Source organism: Rhodococcus sp. PAMC28707, assembly GCF_004795915.1.
Lineage (GTDB): Bacteria > Actinomycetota > Actinomycetes > Mycobacteriales > Mycobacteriaceae > Rhodococcoides.
This window is the reverse complement of record NZ_CP039253.1, coordinates 3,114,914-3,131,139: the sequence shown is the minus strand read 5'-3', so window position 1 is coordinate 3,131,139 and position 16,226 is coordinate 3,114,914. Positions and strand designations below refer to the sequence as shown.

At 62.5% G+C, this 16,226-nt stretch carries 9 protein-coding genes; 3 read left to right on the top strand and 6 right to left on the bottom strand.

The window, feature by feature from the left end; all coding sequences use genetic code 11:
- Positions 1-195 precede the first annotated feature (195 nt).
- Positions 196-705, top strand: coding sequence for a histidine phosphatase family protein (locus E5720_RS14375; RefSeq protein WP_136171208.1), 510 nt, complete (start codon positions 196-198; stop codon positions 703-705).
- Here the strand turns inward: E5720_RS14375 and E5720_RS14370 are convergent.
- Positions 702-905 carry a hypothetical protein gene (locus E5720_RS14370; RefSeq protein WP_136171207.1) on the bottom strand — a complete coding sequence of 68 codons (204 nt, stop codon included), beginning with the start codon at positions 903-905 and terminating at the stop codon, positions 702-704. The two genes, E5720_RS14375 and E5720_RS14370, sit on opposite strands and share 4 nt — an antisense overlap.
- Positions 906-975: 70 nt before the next feature.
- The gene (locus E5720_RS14365; protein ID WP_210729872.1) at positions 976-1,953 is read right to left on the bottom strand and encodes an MsnO8 family LLM class oxidoreductase; all 978 of its coding nucleotides are present in this window, start codon (positions 1,951-1,953) and stop codon (positions 976-978) included.
- Between the two features lie 140 nt (positions 1,954-2,093).
- On the opposite strand from E5720_RS14365, the gene E5720_RS14360 reads away from it, so the two are divergent.
- Positions 2,094-2,471 (top strand): VOC family protein, encoded by a 378-nt coding sequence (locus tag E5720_RS14360; RefSeq protein ID WP_136171205.1) that lies wholly within the window; start codon positions 2,094-2,096, stop codon positions 2,469-2,471.
- Between the two features lie 10 nt (positions 2,472-2,481).
- Here E5720_RS14360 and E5720_RS14355 read toward each other — a convergent pair whose 3' ends face one another.
- On the bottom strand, positions 2,482-3,426 hold the full coding sequence (locus E5720_RS14355) for an endonuclease/exonuclease/phosphatase family protein (protein WP_136171204.1): 945 nt from the start codon (positions 3,424-3,426) through the stop codon (positions 2,482-2,484).
- Positions 3,427-3,626: 200 nt separating this feature from the next.
- On the opposite strand from E5720_RS14355, the gene E5720_RS14350 reads away from it, so the two are divergent.
- Complete coding sequence (locus E5720_RS14350; RefSeq protein WP_136171203.1) at positions 3,627-5,249, top strand: GMC oxidoreductase; 1,623 nt, start codon at positions 3,627-3,629, stop codon at positions 5,247-5,249.
- Between the two features lie 141 nt (positions 5,250-5,390).
- Here E5720_RS14350 and E5720_RS14345 read toward each other — a convergent pair whose 3' ends face one another.
- The 3 genes from E5720_RS14345 to E5720_RS14335 all read right to left on the bottom strand — a co-directional run bounded on the left by E5720_RS14345 (position 5,391) and on the right by E5720_RS14335 (position 16,092).
- Complete coding sequence (locus E5720_RS14345; protein WP_136171202.1) at positions 5,391-9,347, bottom strand: DNA-directed RNA polymerase subunit beta'; 3,957 nt, start codon at positions 9,345-9,347, stop codon at positions 5,391-5,393.
- Between the two features lie 110 nt (positions 9,348-9,457).
- Positions 9,458-12,964 carry a DNA-directed RNA polymerase subunit beta gene (gene rpoB, locus E5720_RS14340; protein ID WP_136171201.1) on the bottom strand — a complete coding sequence of 1,169 codons (3,507 nt, stop codon included), beginning with the start codon at positions 12,962-12,964 and terminating at the stop codon, positions 9,458-9,460.
- A gap of 566 nt (positions 12,965-13,530) precedes the next feature.
- Positions 13,531-16,092, bottom strand: a complete 2,562-nt coding sequence (locus E5720_RS14335; RefSeq protein WP_136171200.1) for an aminotransferase class III-fold pyridoxal phosphate-dependent enzyme — start codon at positions 16,090-16,092, stop codon at positions 13,531-13,533.
- Positions 16,093-16,226 lie beyond the last annotated feature (134 nt).

Sequence of the window (16,226 nt, the reverse complement as noted above, 5' to 3'; positions counted from 1 at the left end):
GATTCGGAACCTGACACTGATTCGGAACTGGACGCTGCCGAGCCCTGTGCACCTTCGAGACCTGCCATGACGACTCCTTGTGAGCGCAAACTTGAACGGCGTTCAAGATAGCAGGTGCGCACCCTGCGGTCTGCATCGCGACCTCCACTGCACGAGCATATGGAAGTGGTGGCCCCGGCCCGATACGGTGGATCGATGGCCGAACTGCGCACCCTCGTACTCATGCGACATGGTAAATCCGGCTACCCGGAAGGGACGCCGGATCACGATCGCCCCCTCGCAGAACGCGGTCAGCGCGAGGCGGCACTCGCAGGCCGCTGGATCGCCGAGAACGTCGGCAACATCGACACCGTCATATGCTCCACGGCCACCCGCACCCGAGAAACCTTGCTCGCGACGGGCATCGATGCACCGGTGCGATTCGAACAACGGATCTACGGCGGCTCTCCCGAAGAAATTTTCGAGGAAGCCACGCTGACCGAAGCTGCCATTTCGACCCTGCTCATCGTTGGACACGCACCCGGAATCCCCTGGACAGCACTGGAACTGGCGTCGGAAAACAAGTCCTCGGCAATCGACGCCATCACCATGAAGTTCCCGACGTCAGCCATCGCTGTGTTGACCACCACAGCGCCATGGGCCGACCTGGGGCCGGGCATGGGCACGCTCACGCAGTTCCATGTCCCCCGAGAAACGACGGACTAGCCGCGCAACTTGGCAACGACCAGGCCGACGACGCCGATCGCCAGAAGTAGAACCACTGCGGTTCCGAATCCGGCGAGCCACCACACGAGCCCGAATACGACCAGAGCAGGCGCCGCAGCGATCACCGCGATAAGCGGGTTCTCACGCACGGTCTCGAGCGCGGATTGTGCATGAACTCTGTCCAGCTTCTTGCCTGCCATGACGACCTCTCCGGTGGCTGATTTCGGCTCTTTCTCACTGTACTGCGCAACACCTTCACTCGGCGATGGCTCAGCTCGACAGCGAAGGAGCAAACAGCTGCCGCAATTCGGCGTCGGCGACTGCCAGCGCGGTTCGGTCGAACGTCGACGTCGACGCCAGAATCTCGTCGGCGTCGGTGCGCTCGATCAACTCCTCGAGCCGAATGGCAACCTCGTGAGCGGTGCCGTGCACCGACGAGTCGATCGAACGTTCCACCCGCTCCCTCGTTCGAGTGGGCGCAGCGTCGAGATCGATTTCTCGGGTCGGAACGAGCGGTGGAAACTCTCCGGTATTCCTCGATTGAGCCATTGCCCAGGCCTCGGGCAGCATCAACTCGCGAGCGCGGGCCGCCGAGTCAGCGATCATGACGTCGAGCGAGACGATGACGCGGGGGTTCGGCGTGAGCTCGGTCGCACGGAACTGACGTCGATAGGCTGCGATCTCGGCACCGTCGCCCCAGAGAATCGGGCCGCCGACCACCACGGGCAATCCCGCTTTCGCTGCTATCGCCAAGCCCTTCCCTGTTGCCAGGACGTACATCGGTGGGGCAGGCACCGCCGGCCTGACCGTCACCGGGCCCGTCCCGTCGAGAAATCCCGAGAGTTCGGCGAGATCGTCGGCAAACGTATCCGCTTCCTCACGACCGGTTCGGAGCGCGCGGCGGACAGGTTCGGTGAAGCCGAGCGAGCGCCCGACACCCACGTCGACACGTCCCGGGTAGAGAGCGGCGAGCATCGCGAACTGCTCGGCGACGACGAACGGCTGATGGTTCGGCAACATGACACCGCCGGAACCGAGCCGAATCCGCGAGGTGTGAGCACCGATTGCCGCCAGCAACACCGACGGGGCACCACTGGCCATACCGGGAACCCCGTGATGCTCTGCCACCCAAAACCTATGGTAACCAAGCTGTTCGGCGTGGACAGCGCGCTCGATCGAGTCGGCCGAAGCGGAAGCGTCGTCGAAACCTGTCCTCGTGCGGGAGCGATCGAGTATGGACAGAAGCACACCAGCATCAACAGTCGATCGGTCGTGCATATTTCTCCGGCCAGCAGTGTTCACCTAACGAAAATTCGGATCGCGGACCGAAACTGTCCGCAATACTTGGCAGGCTTGCTGTCACCACAACGAAAGGGAGCGAACGAAACATGGACATCAAACTCGAACTCGTCATGATCCCGGTGAGCGACGTCGACCGAGCCAAGGACTTCTACGTCAAAATCGGATTCCACGCAGACCACGACGAGCGGCCGACGGACGGAATCCGCTTCGTACAACTGACACCACCCGGATCGGCGTGCTCCATCGCCATCGGCGAAGGCATCACCACAGCGGCACCGGGAAGCGTCGAGGGCATGCAGGTCGTCGTCGCCAGCGCCGAGGATGCACGCAATACCCTCATCGCAGCAGGCCTCGACATCGACCCCGTCGTCGACTTGGGATGGGGCAAGTTCGTGTTCTTCGCCGATCCCGACGGAAACAAATGGGCCGTCCAAGAACTCCCGGACTACGCCCAACAAGGCTGACGGCAGCGCCTCAGGGCGCGCGTAGTCGCAAGTCCGCGCGAATGCCACGGTGATCGGAGCCAGGGAGCTCGACGACTCCTACGTCGATCACAGCGGCATCGCTGACAAGAATATGGTCGATCGCTATCAACGGCGGGTACCACGCATCCGCAGAATACGTAGCCAAATGACCAGCGCCGACCTCCAACGCCGCGTCACGGTAACGATCGCTCAGCAAGTCGCGGTACCGCTTGTGGTCGAACGTCGCATTGAAGTCCCCCGACACCACCACCGGGCCATCATCGAGAGGGATCTTCTCCATCAGCTGCCGTAGCGCGGCAAGTTCGCGCACCCACGACGATGGGTGCCGTGGCCACGGCGGCACCGGGTGCACCGCAAACACGAGCGGCCACGGACCGTCCGGGACCTGCACGCGCGCCGAGAGCAATTCGGTGATGTAGCCATCGTGCCGAGTCTCGTCACCGATGGGATATCGCGAATAGATACCGGTTCCGTTTCCACCTGACGCAGGGCTGACAAACGTGTACGGAAGGCGTTCGAGAATTCCAGCCGCAACGAGCCCCTCGTGCGCCGAACGAGTCAACTCGACCACTGTCAACACATCGGGCGCGTGAGTATCGACCGCAGCCACAAGAGCACCCGCATCAGCCTCACCGAGCAGGATGTTGGCACTCATCACACCGAACGGCGTGCCCTGAACACTGCGCTTACGAAGCCGCGACCGAACCAATGGGAACTGAGTCGAGAACGCAACTGCGACAACCAACGACCCGAACACGACGCCCCACCACCCGACACCCACCCCGAGAAGCACAGCACCCGGAACGGACCACACCATCAGAAGACGAGCAAGCGCGGCAACAACAAGCATGAGCTGACCCGTCGAATCAAGAAAATGCGCGGCAATGCCCAGCAATGCGACAGCTACCAGTACGGCCCCCAGAACGATGATCATTCGCGCCAGTGTCCCAGGCACACCTGTGGAACAGCTGGCAAACCCGGTCACTCCGCAAGCTCCGCTCCTGACAAACCCGGTCACTCCGCAAGCTCCGCTCCTGACAAATCTCGCGTAATCCGGAAGACCAGTCGCTTTTCCCCTGCCCGATGAGGAACAATGGCCGACGAGCCGCGATCGACTTCAGGGGACAAACACACGTGAAACGCAGGCAACTTCTTCAACTGGCCGCAGCAGGGCTCGTTGGACTTACCGCACCTCCACTTCTTTCCGGAACACGAGCACACGCGATCCCCATCGGCGTCGGCTCCATCCGGTCACTCGTCCCAGAACTCTTCGCCGAACCGCCACGACCGCCGGAGCACTCGTCGGTCATCGTCATCGGTTCCGGCTTCGGTGCCAGCGCGGCCGCGTTGCGCCTCGCGCAGGCCGGTAGTCAGGTCACCGTCCTCGAACGCGGTCTGCGCTGGCCACGAGACCCATGGCGCGAAATCTTCACCGCCGACATGACAGCCGACGGCCGTGGCCTGTGGCAACAAGACTCTTTCACCAATATCACCGGCCTACCGGTAGGGCCCGTCGACAGGTTCGGCGGGGTACTCGACACGACCCGTTTCGAGAACCTCTCCGTCTGGCGCGGCGCCGCTGTCGGCGGAGGATCCATCGTCTACACCGGCGTCACGATCGCACCGGAACGCCGATTCTTCGACCTCTCCTTCGGCGGCAGGCTCAGCTACGACGACATGGCCGGAACCTGGTACCCCAAGGCCCGATCGATGCTGATGCCGTCGCAGATGCCCGACGACATCTACAACAGCGCAAATTTCGCGCACTCTCGAACCTGGGACGACCACGCCCGACGCGCCGGTTACCAACCCGAACGAGTCGACGGCAACTGGAACTGGAACGTCCTGCGCGACGAAATGACCGGACGGTCCCGCCCGTCCGCAACCGTCGGAGCAAGCACCTTCGGAAACTCGAACGGCGCCAAACACGACCTGACCCAGAACTACATCCCACAGGCGGAAAACACTGGACGAGCAACCGTCTGCCACAGCCACGAAGTCGCCTCGATCGGCAGTGAATCCGGTGGCCGCTACCGCGTCGAGGTACGACGCCTCGACCCCGAAGGCAACGTTCTCGAAACTCGTACCCTAACGTGCGACAAACTCGTGCTCGGAGCCGGATCCATCGGCACCACAGAGCTTCTCGTGCGTGCACAAGCCACCGGCACCTTGGACAATCTGAACGAGTTCGTCGGTCGCGGCTGGGGCACCAACGGTGACGCCTCGATGACGCGATCACTCGGACCTGCTGCAGGCGTACCGCAGGGCGCACCATGCGCGTCCCGAATCGTCGACGACTCCGGACTCCCCCTCACCGTCGAGAACTGGTATGTCCCCGGTGTACCCATCGATCTCGGCTTCATCGGCTCGCTCGGCATGACCATCGACCCACTCCGGGCCGACTTCCGTTACAACGCCGCCACCGACTCGATGACGCTCAACTGGCCGAAGGGCGGCAGCCGTGACACCGTCGAAGCACTACGCGCAGTACAGAACAAGATGGCTCAGGCCGGCGGCACCGTGGTCTCCGCGGAACCGTTCACCCGCGACGTCGACGACACCTTCACCGCCCACCCACTCGGTGGTGCGGTCCTCGGCGACGTCACCGACTCATACGGACGCGTCAAAGGGCACGACGGACTCTACGTCGTCGACGGCGCCCTGATCCCCGGCAGTACGGGCGCAGCCAACCCCTCGCTCACCATCACCGCACTCGCCGAACGGAACATCGCGAAAGTGATCGCCGACGGGCGGTAGTTCCGCTGGAGCCCGGCCACACCCGCGCACGAAAAAGCCCCGCCTCCCGACCGAAGTCGGGGTGCGGGGCTTGATTCGTTACCGTACGAAAAAGCCCCGCCTCCCGACCGAAGTCGGAGTGCGGGGCTTTTACGTTACTGGCTAGCGGTACTCGTTGGAGAAGCCGTAGTCGTCGAGCGGCACTGCTGCGCCGGTGTTGGCTCCGAAGCCATCCGGGCTGTAGTACTGATCGTCGTACGACGGCACCGCATATGCCGCGGCACGCGCCTCTTCGGTCGGCTGCACCTGGATGTTCCGGTACCGGTTGATACCGGTACCAGCCGGGATGAGCTTTCCGATGATGACGTTCTCCTTGAGACCTATGAGCTTGTCGCTACGGCAGTTGATAGCCGCATCGGTAAGCACACGAGTGGTCTCCTGGAAGGACGCTGCAGACAGCCACGAATCGGTTGCCAGCGAGGCCTTGGTGATACCCATCAGGACCGGACGACCGGCTGCGGGCTCGCCACCTTCGGACACGACGCGACGGTTCGACGCCTCGAATTCGCTGCGCTCGGTGAGTGAACCGGGCAGGAATTCGGTGGAGCCGGAGTCGATGATCGTGACACGACGGAGCATCTGGCGCACGATCGTCTCGATGTGCTTGTCGTGAATCGACACACCCTGCGACCGGTACACCTCCTGGACCTCGTTGACCAGGTGAATCTGTACCTGGCGAGGACCCATCACGCGCAGAACCTCGTGCGGATCGGCAGCACCTTCCATGAGCTGCTGGCCGACCTCGACGTGGTCACCGTCCGACAGAAGTCGCTCGGTGCCGTCGTCGTGCTTGAAAGCACGCAGACGCTGACGCTTGGAGAGCTTGTCGTAGACAACCTCCTCACCGCCGTCGTCCGGGACGATGGTGATCTTGTAGAAACGATCGCCGTCCTCGAGCTGGATGCGACCCGACACGTCCGCGATCGGAGCCTTGCCCTTCGGCACACGTGCCTCGAACAGTTCCTGGACGCGAGGCAGACCACCGGTGATGTCATCTCCGGCGACACCACCCTGGTGGAAGGTACGCATGGTCAGCTGAGTACCGGGCTCACCGATCGACTGTGCGGCGACGATACCGACGGCTTCACCGATGTCGACCAACTTGCCGGTGGCCATCGAACGGCCGTAGCACGTGGCGCAGACGCCGGTGCCGGTGGTGCAGGTCAGGACCGAACGAACCTTGACCGACGTGACGCCCGCTTCGAGCAACGCGTCGATGGCCGGATCGCCGAGGTCATGTCCACGAGAGACGATGACCGTGCCGTTCGCGTCGACAGCATCGCTCGCCAACGTGCGGGCGTACGTGCTGGTCTCGACGTGAGCGTCGCGGATCATCGTGCCATCGGCGAGCTTCTCGGCGATGATCGTGTTGATGCCACGCTCGGTGCCACAGTCGGTTTCCCGAACGATGACATCCTGCGAGACGTCGACGAGACGACGGGTCAGGTAGCCCGAGTCGGCGGTACGAAGTGCCGTGTCCGCCAGACCCTTACGAGCACCGTGCGTGTTGATGAAGTACTCGAGGACCGTCAGGCCTTCCTTGAAGGAAGACTTGATCGGACGCGGGATGAACTCACCCTTCGGGTTGGTCACCAGGCCCTTCATGCCGGCGAGCGACCGCACCTGAGTCATGTTTCCGGCTGCACCGGACTTCACGATCATCGGGATGGGGTTGTCGTCGGGGAAGTGCGCCTCCATGGCCTTACCGACCTGCTCGGTCGCGTCCTGCCAGATCTTGACCAAGGCAGAGTTGCGCTCGATCTTGTCGAGTGCGCCACGCTGGTACTTCTTCTCGATCTGATCGGCCTGCGCCTCGAAGGTCTCCATGATCGCCGGCTTCTCCGGCGGCACGAGGACGTCGGAGATGGAGATCGTGACACCCGAACGCGTGGCCCAGTAGAAGCCAGTGTCCTTCAGCTTGTCGACGGTCTGCGCAACAACGATCATCGGGTAACGCTCAGCGAGATCGTTGATGATCGTCGCCTGACGCTTCTTCGGCATCTGCTCGTTGACGAACGGGTAGTCCGCCGGGAGCAGCTCGTTGAAGAGAACGCGTCCCAATGTCGTTTCCGCGATCCAAGACTCTCCACGACGCCAACCGTCGGGGAAACGCTCGGTCTCGATGTCGCGCGGCGGACGCTGCAGCGTCAACCGAACCTTGATCAACGACTGCACGGTGAGCGAACCACGATCGACGGCCATCTGAGCCTCGGCCGGGCTGGAGTACGCACCGAACTCGGCATGGTCCGTCTTGGCGTCGGCACGTTCACCGATGGCGCCGTCGTCGAGACGAGTCAGGTGGAACAGACCCGTGACCATGTCAAGACGCGGCATGGCGAGCGGGCGACCCGACGCAGGCGAGAGGATGTTGTTCGAGGACAGCATCAAGATGCGTGCCTCGGCCTGAGCCTCTGCGGACAGCGGCAGGTGAACAGCCATCTGGTCACCGTCGAAGTCGGCGTTGAACGCCTCACACACGAGCGGGTGCAGCTGGATTGCCTTGCCCTCGACGAGCTGTGGCTCGAACGCCTGGATGCCCAACCTGTGCAGGGTAGGTGCACGGTTCAGCAGCACCGGGTGCTCTGCGATGACCTCTTCGAGGACATCCCACACCTGCGGACGCTGACGCTCGACCATGCGCTTGGCCGACTTGATGTTCTGCGCGTGGTTGAGATCGACCAGGCGCTTCATCACGAACGGCTTGAACAGCTCGAGTGCCATCAGCTTCGGCAGACCACACTGGTGCAGCTTGAGCTGAGGACCGACGACGATCACGGAACGACCAGAGTAGTCGACGCGCTTGCCGAGGAGGTTCTGGCGGAAGCGGCCCTGCTTGCCCTTGAGCAAGTCGGACAGCGACTTCAGCGGACGGTTACCCGGTCCGGTGACCGGACGTCCACGTCGGCCGTTGTCGAACAGTGCGTCGACCGACTCCTGCAGCATCCGCTTCTCGTTGTTGACGATGATCTCGGGAGCACCGAGATCGATCAGACGCTTGAGGCGGTTGTTGCGGTTGATGACACGGCGGTACAAGTCGTTGAGGTCGGACGTCGCGAAACGTCCACCGTCGAGCTGAACCATCGGGCGAAGCTCCGGTGGGATGACCGGAACAGCATCGAGAACCATGCCCATCGGCGAGTTGCGGTTGTTCTGGAAGGCCGCGACGACCTTCAGACGCTTGAGCGCGCGAAGCTTCTTCTGGCCCTTGCCGCTACGAATGGTTTCACGCAGCGACTCTGCCTCGGCGTCGATGTCGAAGGTCTGCATGAGCTTCTGGATCGACTCGGCACCCATGGCGCCGGTGAAGTACTCGCCGTACCTGTCGATGAGCTCGCGGTAGATGAGCTCGTCGACGATGAGCTGCTTCGGAGTCAGCTTCGTGAACGTAGTCCAGATCTCTTCCAGACGATCCAGCTCGCGCTGCGAACGATCGCGCAGCTGACGCATTTCGCGCTCGCCGCCGTCCTTCACCTTGCGACGTACGTCCGACTTGGCACCCTCTGCTTCGAGCTCGGCGATGTCGGCCTCGAGCTTCTGCGCACGAGCTTCGAGGTCGGCGTCACGCTGATCGGCGACAGACTTCTTCTCGACCTCCATCTCGGCCTCGAGAGTCGAGAGCTCGTTGTGACGGAGCTCGTCGTCGACCGTCGTGATGACGTAGGCGGCGAAGTAGATGATCTTTTCGAGATCTTTCGGAGCCAGGTCGAGCAGGTAGCCCAGACGTGACGGCACACCCTTGAAGTACCAGATGTGCGTGACGGGAGCGGCGAGTTCGATGTGACCCATGCGCTCACGACGCACCTTGGCGCGAGTGACCTCGACGCCACAACGCTCACAGATGATGCCCTTGAACCGGACACGCTTGTACTTACCGCAGTAGCACTCCCAGTCCCGAGTGGGGCCGAAGATCTTCTCGCAGAAGAGGCCGTCCTTCTCGGGCTTGAGCGTGCGGTAGTTGATAGTCTCCGGCTTTTTGACCTCACCGTAGGACCACTGACGGATGTCGTCCGCAGTGGCGAGGCCAATGCGAAGTTCATCGAAGAAGTTGACGTCGAGCACGTAACTTCCTTTCCCCGTTATGGGTGTTGTACCAAACTGCCATTGAGAACAGTCATATGAGAAAGAGCGCCCTCGGGCCTGCGATAACCGCAGGCCCGAGGACCGTAGAACTACTGAGCGAGGTCGTCGACCGTTGCAGCTTCGTTGCGGGAGAGGTTGATTCCCAGATTGGCCGCGGCACGCTCGAGGTCCTCGTCGTCACCGTCGGCCATCGTGATGGCAGCGCCGTCCGAGGACAGCACCTCCACATTGAGGCACAGTGACTGGAGCTCCTTGAGGAGCACCTTGAAGGACTCGGGGATACCGGGCTCGGGAATGTTCTCGCCCTTGACGATCGCTTCGTACACCTTCACGCGGCCGACAACGTCGTCCGACTTGATGGTGAGAAGCTCCTGCAGCGTGTACGCAGCGCCGTAGGCCTGCATGGCCCAGCACTCCATCTCACCGAAGCGCTGTCCACCGAACTGCGCTTTACCGCCGAGGGGCTGCTGCGTGATCATCGAGTACGGCCCGGTCGAACGAGCGTGGATCTTGTCGTCGACCAAGTGGTGCAGCTTGATGATGTACATGTAGCCCACGGACACCGGGTACGGGAACGGCTCGCCGGAACGGCCGTCGAACAAGGTGGCCTTTCCGTCCGGTCCGACCATCTGCTCGCCGTCGCGGTTGGGAATCGTGCTGGCCAGCAGGCCGGTCAGCTGATTCTCCTTGGCGCCGTCGAACACCGGGGTAGCGATATTGCTGTCCGCGGGTGCCGAGAGCATCTCCTCCGGAAGACGCTCGGCCCAATCGGGCCGGGTGCCGTCCGTGGCCACTTGAACATTCCAGCCGGTCTTGCCGATCCACCCGAGGTGGGTCTCCAAGATCTGACCGATGTTCATACGACGCGGAACGCCGTGAGTGTTGAGGATGATGTCGATCGGGGTGCCGTCGGACAGGAAAGGCATGTCCTCCTGCGGGAGGATCTTGCCGATGACGCCCTTGTTACCGTGCCGGCCTGCGAGCTTGTCGCCGTCCTGAATCTTGCGCTTCTGGGCGACGTACACGCGAACCAGCTCGTTGACGCCGGGAGGCAGATCGTCGTCGTCGTCGCGTGAGAACACGCGAATGCCGATGACCTTTCCGTTCTCGCCGTGCGGAACCTTCAGGGAAGTATCGCGAACCTCGCGAGCCTTCTCACCGAAGATGGCACGCAGGAGACGCTCTTCCGGGGTCAGCTCGGTCTCGCCCTTCGGCGTGACCTTTCCGACCAGCACGTCGCCGTCACGAACCTCTGCACCGATACGGATGATGCCACGCTCGTCCAGGTCAGCAAGGACCTCGTCGGACACGTTCGGAATGTCGCGAGTGATCTCCTCGGCACCGAGCTTGGTGTCGCGAGCATCGATCTCGTGCTCCTCGATGTGAATCGAGGTGAGAACGTCCTCTTCCACGAGACGCTGCGAAAGAATGATCGCGTCCTCGTAGTTGTGGCCTTCCCACGGCATGATCGCCACGAGCAGGTTCTTGCCGAGCGCCATTTCACCGTCTTCGGTGCACGGGCCGTCGGCGAGGACCTGACCGGACTCGACGCGCTGCCCCTCGTCCACGATCGGACGCTGGTTGGCACACGTGCCCTGGTTGGAACGCGCAAACTTACGCATCCGGTAGGTCTTGCGGCTACCGTCGTCGGCCATGACCGTGACGTAGTCGGCGGAGACCTCTTCGACCACACCGGTCATCTCGCTGATCACGACGTCACCTGCATCGACTGCGGCGCGCAGTTCCATGCCGGTACCGACGATCGGCGATTCGCTGCGTACCAGCGGAACAGCCTGACGCTGCATGTTCGCACCCATCAGGGCACGGTTGGCATCGTCGTGCTCGAGGAACGGAATCATCGCGGTTGCGACCGAGACCATCTGGCGCGGTGAAACGTCCATGTAGTCGATGTCCGAAGACGACACGAACTCGACTTCGCCACCCTTACGGCGAACAAGGATCTTGTCCTCGACGAAATGGTCGCTGTCGTCCAGAGGCGCGTTGGCCTGTGCGAGCGTGTGGCGATCCTCTTCATCGGCAGTCAGGTAATCGACATCGTCGGTGACCTGGCCGTCGACGACCTTGCGGTACGGAGTCTCGATGAAGCCGAACGGGTTGACCCGTGCATATACCGAAAGCGAGCCGATCAGGCCGATGTTCGGGCCTTCAGGGGTCTCGATGGGGCACATGCGGCCGTAGTGCGACGGGTGAACGTCACGGACCTCGAGGCCGGCACGCTCACGGGAGAGACCACCCGGTCCGAGAGCCGACAGGCGACGCTTGTGCGTCAGACCCGACAGCGGGTTGTTCTGGTCCATGAACTGCGACAGCTGGGAGGTTCCGAAGAACTCCTTGATCGCAGCGACGACGGGACGGATGTTGATCAGAGTCTGCGGCGTGATGGCCTCGACATCCTGAGTCGTCATACGCTCGCGAACGACGCGCTCCATGCGGGAAAGCCCCACGCGGATCTGGTTCTGAATCAGCTCACCGACGGTACGGAGACGACGATTACCGAAGTGGTCGATATCGTCGACCTCCACGGGAACCTCGACACCATCCGGTGCCGTCATCGAGGTGTCACCTGCGTGCAAACGCACGAGGTACTCGATGGTGGCGACGATGTCTTCTTCAGTGAGCGTCGAAGCGACGATCGGCTGACCTGCATTGAGGCCGAGCTTCTTGTTGATCTTGTAACGACCCACGCGAGCGAGGTCGTAGCGCTTGTCCTTGAAGAACAAGTTCTCCAGGAGCGTCTGCGCGCTCTCCTTCGTGGGAGGCTCGCCTGGACGCAACTTGCGGTAGATATCGAGAAGCGCCTCGTCGGTACCGGCTGTGTTGTCCTTCTCCAGCGTGGCCATGAGGATCTCGGAGAAGCCGAAGCGCTCCGTGATCTGCTCCGTGGACCAGCCGAGAGCCTTCAGCAGCACCGTGACGGGCTGGCGACGCTTACGGTCGATACGAACACCGACGGTGTCGCGCTTGTCGACGTCGAACTCCAACCAGGCACCGCGACCAGGAATAACCTTGACGCTGTGCAGGTCCTTCTCCGTCGTCTTGTCGACCGAATGATCGAAGTAGACGCCTGGAGAGCGGACGAGCTGGGAGACGACGACACGCTCGGTGCCGTTGATGATGAACGTGCCCTTGCCGGTCATCATGGGGAAATCACCCATGAAGACCGTCTGGCTCTTGATCTCACCGGTGTTGTTGTTGATGAACTCGGCCGTCACGAACAATGGCGCCGCGTACGTCATGTCCTTGTCTTTGCACTCGTCCATCGAGGCTTTGACCTCGTCGAACCGTGGATCAGAGAAGGAAAGGGACATAGATCCCGAGAAGTCCTCGATCGGGGACAGCTCGGTCAGGATGTCCTCGAGACCGCCGGAGACACCACTGTCTCCGCGCGCGGCGGCACGGTCGCGCCAACTCTGCGCACCTACCAGCCATTCGAAAGAGTCCGTCTGTACATCTAGGAGACCGGGTACCTCCAACGGCTCGCGAATATTCGCGAACGAAACCCTCCTCGGGGCTCCCGGTGTTCCGACAACTGCCTTGGTCTGGCTAGAGACTGCCAAGATGCGTCCTTCCAGCACCTCACGCGGGCCGCTCGTGCAGTGCGACCGCCGCTGTATCTGCTTGCTTAATGTGGGGCGAATTCGCTGGTCACAACCCGAACGAATCCCCATCACAACACCGACGAAGTAATCACTTCGCAGCACAGCAATCGAGAGGTGGACAGGAGGCACCCAGCGCAACGTCCAAAGGTACCCCATATGTGCGCACGGCGCAACAGGGGCATCAAAAGTAGCACCCGGGATTCGAACCTGCGAGGCCTTCAGAACGGCGTGTCGCAGACCGTGCGTTCCGACCGAACACTCCGGTCGTTCACCGCGGGGGTGCTTACTGACGACAAGACTGGACCCTGCGCGCCCGCGCGTCAAGAGGGCCGGGCGGGAAGTCCGAGTTCCATGCGCGTTCCATGCGCTTTGCAGTCCGGTTTGGTCGAACCGAGGCGCACCTCACCCCACCATCGCTTCGATGTGCCATTCATACGATCAGATGACTTGAGTGCGCCATTCAAGCGATCGGGTCGCGACGTGCCGGGCGGGCAGTCGCCACTCGACCACGCCCACCCGTCACCACCGCTACCGGCTCGTCCCTACTTCGACTCGCGCCAGCGAGTCGCCTCTGCCAGTTCGAAACCGTAGCGGTTGGCCAGCTCTCCGAGCCGTTCGACATTCGCACCGTCCAGAGCGGTACCGAGGCTACGAAGTTCGAATTGCCGCGACAGCGACAACAACATCGTCTCGGCGAAGCATGCATAAGTCAGGCCAGGTGCGAGGCCGAAAGTAAGGCCGAAGTCCGAGCCCTCGGGCAGACGCACGATCCCACCGTCGAACACGGTCACGTCCGGGCGGACGAGGCCGACGTCGTACGGAATGTTCGGCGGCTGAGCGACGTCACACACAATCGCGTTCGGAGCCAGGTCTGCTGCTTCGATCAGCGCGTGGGGGGCCGACGTCGCCGCGATCACGATATGTGCGTGCGCTACGCCCGCCGCCGGGTCGTCGAAGAATTCCAGATGCCCTGATTCGATCAAGTCGTCGACCGATCCACCTGCCCGCTCTGCCGCATCGGCCAGTGCACCTCTCCCGCCACGCGCGGCTGCTGCGATTTCGATTGCGGCATCCCACAGTTTCGGGGCAATCTGGCCTCGTTCGCCGGGGCGGCCCACCAAAGTGACGGTGCCGACGTCGGGCGCCAGAGCTCGCGCAATCGTCCGACCGATCGCACCCGCGGCACCGAGGATGGTCACTCGAAGATCTGCAAGGTCGAGCCCACGCTCAGCGCAGACACGTCGCACCGCGCGGATACTGGCTGCCGCGGTGAACGAATTTCCCGTCGTCACGACGCCCGACATCTCACCGAGCGCCAGACCGTTGGCGGTGACCACAGACGAATAACCACCCAAACCCACAACTTCGGCTCCCGCGTCGAAGGCCAACTCCACCGCCGCCGCTACCGATGCCACAGCTACCTCGGGCGGCAGCTTGAGCAGAGCCGCCGAGGTGTACGGCAATCCGATCAGGTACCCGTGCGCGGCATCCCCTGAAGTCGGAACGACTCGGCCACTTCCGATGACGAACGGTGACGGATTCAATTCCGAGGTTGCCGAAGCGAAACGATTCAACAGTTCCGCTCGTTCCGCGTGTGTGAGTTCGACAAGAGTCGGATCGAACGCACCGAATACCTCCAAGTTCAAGGGGTGCGCGATGAAGCCGAATCGGTGGTCGTTCTCCAGTGCCGGTATGTGTGGGATCCGCCGCCCCCCGGTCGGATGTACCGTCGGCTCCGCTTTGGCCGGCCGTCCGACGAGGTGGCCGATCAGGCCGCCCAGATCACCCTCTGCCACGAAGGCGAGAGCGCGATCCAAAGCTTCCACGAACTGACGGCATTCGGAGTCCGACACGGTCAGTGGTGGCTCGACACGAAGTACCCGCGCCCCGAACAGCGTCGGCGCGAGGCGTATTCCTTCGACCCGTGACAGGTAGGAGGAGATCATCACTGCAAGGTTCTCCTGATGTGCGATGGAGCCGAGGAGCGACTGCACACCCACGAAATTGATGTCGCCCGTCAGCTCGACGCCGAGGAGAAGTCCACGCCCACGAACATCGGTGACGACCGACGGATACTTCCGTGCGACCCTTTCCAATTCACTCTTCAACACCTCACCGCAGTCCCGGACTCTTCGGACCAGCGCTTGACTGTCGGCAATCAATTCATTCACCACGGCCACTCCGACACGAGCGGTCAAGGCATTTCCGGCGAACGTCGAAGTGTGACGGAGAGAAAAGCTTTCGCCAACCAACTCAGGCTTGCACAGCACTGCGCCACTGGGCAGAACGCCGCCGCCCAGAGCCTTGGCAAGCGTCAGAATGTCCGGAACTACCGATTCGTGTTCACACGCGAACAGACTTCCAGTTCGCCCCAGGCCGGTCTGCACTTCGTCCACTGCCATGAGAACTCCATGCGCAGAGCAGATTTCACGTACGCGACGCAGGTATCCCTCCGGTGGCGTGATCACCCCACCCTCCCCCTGGATGGGTTCGACCACGAACACCGCGTATTGATCTGGATTGTCGGTGAGCGCTGCGCTCAGCGCGTCACTGTCACCGAACGCAATAGCGGCAAACCCGGGGGCCGGAGCGCCGAAGCCCGCCTGATACTTGGCGTTTCCGGTGGCCGACAGTGCGCCGAGGGTCTTTCCGTGAAAGCTGTTGTGGGTGCTGAGAACTCCCAGTCGCCCTGTCGCTGATCGTGCGATCTTGATGGCGACCTCAACCGCCTCGGCGCCACTGTTGACAAACGTGACCCGCCCCAGGCCTGCAGGCGCGACAGAAACCAGACTCGACGCAAGATCTCCGGCTGCGGAGAGCACCGCCGGTTGCACGAAGATGGCCTCACCGCTGTTGCGTACGGCGTCCATCGCCTGCCACACAGCTCGCGGATTGTGCCCGAAAGGCAAGGCTCCATAAGCGCCCGCGAAATCGAGATAGCTTCGACCTTCGGCGTCGAACAAGACTGTGCCGTCGCCTCGGACGTACTCGGTGTCCAGGTCGACGGCGCTCAACAGCCGCATCAGCTCGGGGTTCACCCGCTTCGAAAATCCGATCCTCCCGGAGGACTGCGTTGAAACTCGTGCAATTGTCGTGTCGGTCATGACTGCTCCGTGATCTCGCGAAACCCGCCCCTGGCCGCCCGCGCACCCCTGCGGCGACCTCGAGCAACCAGAGCTCGCCCCACTGCAGGACGCAGTCGCGATGTTAACCGCCGATTGGACGGCTCTTCTGCGTG

Excerpts from the sequence above, each read along its gene's own strand:
- E5720_RS14335 (WP_136171200.1), bottom strand. The coding sequence starts at position 16,092 with ATGACCGACACGACAATTGCACGAGTTTCAACGCAGTCCTCCGGGAGG.
- E5720_RS14355 (WP_136171204.1), bottom strand. The coding sequence starts at position 3,426 with ATGATCATCGTTCTGGGGGCCGTACTGGTAGCTGTCGCATTGCTGGGC.
- E5720_RS14375 (WP_136171208.1), top strand. The coding sequence starts at position 196 with ATGGCCGAACTGCGCACCCTCGTACTCATGCGACATGGTAAATCCGGC.
- E5720_RS14360 (WP_136171205.1), top strand. The coding sequence starts at position 2,094 with ATGGACATCAAACTCGAACTCGTCATGATCCCGGTGAGCGACGTCGAC.
- E5720_RS14370 (WP_136171207.1), bottom strand. The coding sequence starts at position 905 with ATGGCAGGCAAGAAGCTGGACAGAGTTCATGCACAATCCGCGCTCGAG.